Origin of the sequence: Ruoffia sp. FAM 20857, assembly GCF_045528645.1 — a bacterium.
GTDB lineage: Bacteria > Bacillota > Bacilli > Lactobacillales > Aerococcaceae > Ruoffia > Ruoffia halotolerans.
This window is the reverse complement of the sequence record NZ_JBGQRB010000068.1, coordinates 1-6992: the sequence shown is the minus strand read 5'-3', so window position 1 is coordinate 6992 and position 6992 is coordinate 1. Positions and strand designations below refer to the sequence as shown.

Genomic DNA, 6992 nt, shown 5'->3' with positions numbered 1-6992 from the left:
TTAGATTTCTTTGTGTTAAAATGAGTGTGTGACATGAAGATTCTCTCCTTATACTATGTTGTGGTGACTTAAGTATAACGAATCTTCATGTCTTTTTTTAGTGTTGCGTTTCATCTTACAACACACCACATATTTCTATTGCATAATAATTCTAATAAAAACTAGATAATCCTACGCATATATGTTAATATTATATGTTGTGTTAATGAGAAACACAGATTTAGCATTAATTTAATATTAAAAAACAATTAGAATTCTTTGCATTCTGAATCACATTTTGCTAATATGAATCTATCAAACTACAGTTAATTTTAATACAAGGAGTTTCGCTTTATGATAAAAAACCTCGTGCATCATAAAGACAATATTGTGACTATTAGTGAAACAATGAATTGTCTCGACGCGATCGAAATTTTAGAGCAGCATTCTTTAAGAAATGCGCCGGTCGTCGATGCTACTAATACATTATACCGCGGTAATATTTACCGTTATCATATTTATAAATACAAATTTCATCATCCCGATGCCGATCTTGCGCAAGTAAAAGTGACTCAATTTCTTAAAAACACGACGCGAGTTGTTCACGAGAATGATACCTTTTACCAATTAATTTTTGCGATTCGTGATTTACCTTTTATTGCCGTATTGGATAAGGAAAATGTCTTTACGGGCGTCATCCAACATGATGCTATGATTAATTACTTAGCTCAAGCTTGGGTCGCAGACAAGTCAGGTTACGTTCTTGCTATTCAAACACGTGGGGAAAAAGGCGAGCTGAACAAGTTAGCTCGACTTGTGAATCGTAAAGCAGATATTCAATCTGCCGTTACCTTTGAGAAAACAACCTATGATACGTCCACTTACTTAATGGTAACGCTACCAGAGTACTTGGATGTATCATCAGTCCGTGCACTAGTTAAAGACTTGACTCGCCGCAAATACGATGTCAATGTGGTTACGTTGTAGGATAGTGAAAATTTGAGAGAGCATTTGAGTTAGATGGCTGTGCTGTTTGGCTCAAGTTAAGGCAACTCAAGACTAATGAGTTTGGCGTTCGACTCTAGTTGCAACCACTCAAGACAAATGGATCCCCGGTTTGGCTCTAGTTCCACCCCAACTCATTCACCCATCACAAATTAAAAAGTGTCCAAAGTTTTTTGGACACTTTTTGCTTGCTCTCATTTAATGTTTTTAAGCTTTAAAGCCTTGTAAGAAAGGATTCGATTGGATTTCTTGTGAGACAGTCGTTGGTCCACCATGTCCTGGAAACAATACAAAGTCTCCGGGTAAAGTTAAGATATTGCGGACAATTCCAACTAATAACGTTTGTAAATCGCCACCAGGTGTATCAGTTCGACCAATCGAGCCGTTGAATACAGTGTCGCCACAAATCACGAAGCCATCTTCTTTGAATGTGTACACGACATGTCCGGGACTGTGACCTGGAATCAACGCAATGTCAAAGGTAAATGGTCCGACTGTATGTTCTCCAAGTTCAGTCCATAAATGATCCGCTGGATGGTTCACTACAACTGTACTTGGTTGCATATTACGGTTCGGAGTTTGGAATGTCTCCGATTCAATTTCATGAACATATACTTCAATACCGAATTCATCTCGCACTGAATCCACTGCTAAGACATGGTCAAAATGTGTATGAGTAATCAGAATCGCTTCGGGCTCCCAACTATTTTCCTTTATCCAAGCGATAATACGGTCTGCATCATCACCTGGATCAATAATCAATGCTTTGTTGTCTTCATTATAGACGACATACGTATTTTCCTGAATTTGACCGACAACTAATTTTGCTACTTTTAACATAATTTTGCCTCCTTGAAATTTTTAATAAGAATCGTCTAAATAGACTCTTGTCACTCGAGGACCAATAGACGTTAGGATTTCATAACCAATCGTTCCAACTTCTTTTGCAATTGTTGTCGCATGGTTTTTCCCTTTATAATCCGTTCCGATCAGAGTCACGTTTGTTCCAATAGGATATTCACGCGGTAAGCGAATCATCAATTGATCCATATTAATCGTCCCAACAATTGGGCAAGCTTGGCCGTCAACATTTAAAGAAATTCCTTTATAGTGACGTAACCACCCGTCTGCATAACCAATTGGAATTGTTCCAATCCACTCATCTTCACTTGCTTCATACGTAGCGCCGTAGCTCACTTTAGATCCCTTCTCTACTTTCTTCACATAGATTAATTCGGACACTAATTGTAAAGCCGGTCGTAAATCTTTAGTGATTGGATTATCAAAATCACCTTTGGGGTCAATTCCGTACATCGCACTTCCTAAACGAATAATATCGGTTGGATAATCCAAATGCCACATACCCATACCAGAGTTGGCGATATGACGCACTTTAACATCTTCAGGAATAGCTTCAGTTAATTCTACCCACTTATTATATTGCTCTTCAATATATTCTTCTGGTCCACCACCGGCTGTTGAGAAGTGGGTAAAGACACCTTCCCAATTTGTCCAAGGATAGGCTTTAATGCCTGCTTTAAATACTTCAACTTCTTCAACAGAGCGCAGTCCAATACGTCCCATACCTGTATCTAAAGCCAGATGGAAAGTTAATTTAGATAGATTTAATAAACCAAGCTGGTTTGTTTCTTCTAATTGCTCATAAGCCAGTTTGAAAAAATCTAAATGACTCACGGTAATGGTTAAATTATAATGTAAAATTTCTGCGATACCACGCGAATCTGTTAGGCCTAATATAAGAATGGGCACTTGTGAGAATCCTTGGCTACGTAATTCAATTCCTTCATCAACTGTCGCAACAGCTAATCCAGTTGCACCAGCCTGAAGCGCTGCTCGAGCTATTGGCACAGCTCCGTGTCCGTAGCCATCAGCTTTGACAGTGGCATAAATTTGTTGATTGTCTTTTAACTGACTTTCAACTAAGTGAATATTGTGGCGAATCGCAGTTAAATCGACGATCGCTTGTGTAGGTCTATGGTCGCTATAATCTATCATTAATTTATCTCCTTCTTATTAGAAAAATACTCTTTTAATCTGTCTCTTAATGTAGGATCATCTAATTCAACAATCACAGTTGCTGTCGCATGAAAGCGTGAATGACTGATGGAAACTTTCGCTTCTGGGTGAGTAAAGGGTGCGTTAGTAATTACCGGCACACCGCGTTCGTCAGGCAATATGGTAATATCAGTAAACTTTAATTTACTACCTACGCCTGTCCCTAAAGCTTTTCCATAGGCTTCTTTGGCACTAAATCGTCCCGCTAAAAAGCTGGCTTGCCTGACTTGCGAGTATGTATTATAGATTTCCAACTCAAGTTCCGTCAGAATCTTAGCCGCAAAACAAGGTTGTCGCACAGAAACTTCTACAATACGTTCTATTTCTATTATATCTGTCCCTAATTGCATTCTAGTTCTCCCTTTTGATTTTATATATTCAATTATACAATAAAAGCCGTATGAACATTGTGTCATACGGCTTCTGCAGCAAAATGCGTTAGCTTCCGCCATTGCTTTACTTATACTATTTATATATATGTATTTTTTGGTTAAAAGTCAGCTTTTACTATATTAGAAAAGCTGAATAAAAGGATAAACTGTGTTTAGTTTATTCCGTTAAAATGAATATGGTACTTTTTTAACAAACATTTCATAGAATGTGCTACTTAGTCGTTTTTAGACTTGATTTTAAAGTTCTTGCTTTTACGATCAGAATTGTTTCCTTGTTGTTTACCTTTGTTACCTTGTTTGCCTTTGTATCCTTGTTTTCCACGGTTGTTTCCACCACGGTCATTACGGTTGTTACTACGGCGTCTGTTGTATTTTTTGTTGTTTTTAGATTTCTTTCCACCAGCATTTGGTAATGGTCTTTGTGGAGAAATAACAACCTCAACATCGTTATTTTCTGATAAAACTTCTTTTAATAAAGCCGAAACTAAATCATTTGCTTCGTAGTGCGCTAATAACATTTTCGCAGTGTTGCGGTGTTTGTTTGCTTCACTCGATTCTAAAATCTCATTAATTTGGTCAACTAATTGTTGAACTTGTCCGTGCTCTACTTCTTCTGATGTTGGCGGGCTTAATGGTTTCATTTGTTTACGAGTTAAGTTCTCGATTGTTTTTAAGTAAGACATTTCGTTGTGTGTAACGAATGATAATGACATGCCATCTTTACCAGCTCGTCCTGTACGTCCGATACGGTGAACGTAACTTTCTGGGTCTTGTGGAATATCATAGTTATAAACGTGTGTCACACCTGAGATATCTAAACCACGAGCTGCAACGTCAGTTGCCACTAAGATTTCAATGCGTCCTTGACGGAATTCGTTAATTACGCTTGAACGTTTTTGTTGTGTTACGTCACCGTGAATTAATTCTGAGTTGTAACCACGTAATGTTAAACCGCGTCCTACTTCATCAACACGTTTTTTTGTACGACAGAAGATGATGGCTTGCTCTGGATTTTGTACGTCCATGAAGCGTGTTAAGACATCAAATTTTTCGTTGTCTTTTAATTTAACAAAGTATTGTTCAATTAAATCAGCTGTCATTTCTTTCGCTTCAATCTTCACGTGAATTGCGTCAGTTAAGAATTGCTCTCCTAATTTTTTAATTGCAGCTGGCATTGTTGCTGAGAATAATAATGTTTGACGTGTTGCAGGAGTTTTTTCGATAATCGATTTAATATCATCGATGAATCCCATATTTAACATCTCATCTGCTTCGTCTAAGATGACTGTCTCGATGCCTTTTAAGTTTAAGACACGACGGTTAATTAAATCTAGAACACGTCCTGGTGTCCCAACGATGATTTGTGGGTGATTACGTTTGATACGTTCGATTTGTTTTTGAATGGATGTTCCACCGTATACAGTGAATACGCGTGCGCGAACATCTTTTCCTAAGCGGAAAATTTCTTCTTGAACTTGGATTGCAAGTTCACGAGTTGGTGCAATAACAATTCCTTGAATTCCTTTATTATTATTGTGGATTTTATTCAACATTGGAAGACCAAATGCAGCTGTTTTACCAGTACCAGTTTGAGCTTGACCAATAACGTCGCGTCCTTCTAGTGCATGTGGGATTGCTTGTTGTTGAATAGGTGTTGGTTCCTCGAACCCCATATCATCTAAAGTATGGATTAGTTCGGGTTTTAAATTAAATTCATTAAATTTCACTAAGGTATTACCTCTTTCTGTTTTGCCTGTTTGTTATATGTTTGTTTAAAAAGAAAAAACGCCTAGACACAACTCAGTATCAAGCAATGGGCATGTGTCATTAGGCGATGCTATGTAAATTTTCACTTTAACCTTTGTTAGTGTAACATGTTAATCCTTACGTCACAACTATTTTGTTTATGATTGCGTTTCCTTACTTGTTAAGTGTGTCACGATTCTTAATAAATCAACGCCGAAACTTGATTTAACTAAGACCATATCCTCTGAAGTAACCGTATTTTCAAGTTGTTCAATGAGTATTTGATGGCTTTCTGGTTCATAGATGAGATGTGTGTCATCATAAACTTCTTTTAATTCTTCGTATAAATATTGCATTTGCTCACCAAACAAGTAAACGACATCGATATTTTGCGGGTCAATATCTTTCGCAATCTCACGGTGGAATTGTTCACTGTGAGGACCTAATTCGCGAATATCTCCTAGGACAGCAATTTTACGACCGTTCTCTTTTGTTTGAAGTGTTGAATAAGCTTGTAATACTGCTCGCATCGATGTTGGGCTCGCATTATAGGCGTCATTTAATAGTTGAGCGCCATTCTTCATCTCTAGCCATTCTAAACGGTTCGCCGTTAATTTAAACTGAGACAATTGGAAGATCGCTTGTTCAATTGGAACATTAATGCTTTTGGCAATACTTAAAGCAATTAAGGCGTTTGATACGTTATACGCTCCCATAACCGGAATCATACATAGAACATTTTCGTCTAAGTTTGTTTTAAAGTAAGTTTTACTTTGTTCTTCAATTAATTCTTTCGCATAAACATCACTGGTCTCGTCAAAGCCGATACTTAGCGTATCAATGGATTTATTTAATTCTGGCATCTCACTTTGTATTAAGGGCTCGTCACCTGGATAAATAAATAGACCAGATTCTTTTAAGCCAGATGAAATTTCTAATTTGGCTTGAGCAATTCCTGCACGTGATCCTAAGAACTCTAAATGACTTTCGCCAATCAATGTGATGACTGCAATATCCGGTTGGGCAACTTCACTCAAAGCTTTAATTTCCCCGAAACCACTCATACCCATTTCACACACTACAACTTCAGTTGTTTCTGGCATTTGCAGTAACGTATAAGGTAAACCAATCTCATTATTATAGTTCCCTTGAGTTTTATGCACTTGGTATTTTGCCATGAGCGCGTTGGCTGTCATATCTTTGGTCGTTGTCTTTCCGTTACTTCCTGTAATTCCAATCACGATTGGGTCTAGAATGTCACGGTAGTATTTCGCTAAGGCTTGCATCGCTTCTAAAGTATCGTCTACAAAGATGCAGGCAATTTGTTCCGAAGGAGCCTCAGCTTGGTCTTTAGACCAAAAAGTTGCGATAGCACCATTCTCAATCGCTTTTTGGATATATTCATGGCCGTCTGTCTTTCCACTAGTTAGCGGAACGAATAAGCTTCCAGAAGTTATTTGGCGGGAATCGAATTCTACGTTATTAATTTCAATGTCTCTATTTTCTGCGGTGTAGTCAATCGCATGTACTGCTTTAACTACAACCATTAATTTAATATTTTTCATGTTTCACCTACCATACATTTCTCGTTATTTATCATATCTAGTTAAATATATCATATTTTGTCCAAAATAAAATACGAATCACTATTGCAAAGCAAAATAATGAGGTTCTTGAATTTTTGGTGTTGGTGAGAGAAATCTCACTGACACCTTTTTTTGTATGTACACAAAAGCCAGTGAATTCCTATATAATAAAGTTACCATACATTACTAAAAGGAGAATTCACTTGGC

At 37.4% G+C, this 6992-nt stretch carries 6 protein-coding genes; 1 reads left to right on the top strand and 5 read right to left on the bottom strand.

The window, feature by feature from the left end:
• Window positions 1-333 precede the first annotated feature (333 nt).
• Entirely contained in the window at window positions 334-966 is a 633-nt protein-coding gene (gene cbpA / locus ACEN4N_RS10770) for a cyclic di-AMP binding protein CbpA (protein ID WP_407094219.1), read from the top strand.
• Window positions 967-1191: 225 nt separating this feature from the next.
• On the opposite strand, the gene ACEN4N_RS10765 is transcribed toward cbpA, so the two are convergent.
• The 5 genes from ACEN4N_RS10765 to murF form a co-directional block, all read right to left on the bottom strand.
• Window positions 1192-1824 carry an MBL fold metallo-hydrolase gene (locus ACEN4N_RS10765; protein ID WP_407089113.1) on the bottom strand — a complete coding sequence of 211 codons (633 nt, stop codon included), beginning with the start codon at window positions 1822-1824 and terminating at the stop codon, window positions 1192-1194.
• Window positions 1825-1845: 21 nt separating this feature from the next.
• A complete protein-coding gene (gene alr, locus ACEN4N_RS10760; RefSeq protein WP_407089112.1) occupies window positions 1846-3000 on the bottom strand; it encodes an alanine racemase in 1155 nt (384 codons plus the stop codon).
• Complete coding sequence (gene acpS / locus ACEN4N_RS10755) at window positions 3000-3410, bottom strand: holo-ACP synthase (RefSeq protein ID WP_407094218.1); 411 nt, start codon at window positions 3408-3410, stop codon at window positions 3000-3002. The genes alr and acpS overlap by 1 nt, the downstream gene beginning before the upstream one ends.
• A gap of 257 nt (window positions 3411-3667) precedes the next feature.
• A complete protein-coding gene (locus tag ACEN4N_RS10750) occupies window positions 3668-5179 on the bottom strand; it encodes a DEAD/DEAH box helicase (protein WP_407089110.1) in 1512 nt (503 codons plus the stop codon).
• Between the two features lie 177 nt (window positions 5180-5356).
• Window positions 5357-6763: a UDP-N-acetylmuramoyl-tripeptide--D-alanyl-D-alanine ligase gene (gene murF, locus ACEN4N_RS10745; protein ID WP_407094217.1), complete on the bottom strand. Its 1407-nt coding sequence runs from the start codon at window positions 6761-6763 to the stop codon at window positions 5357-5359.
• Window positions 6764-6992: the final 229 nt, after the last annotated feature.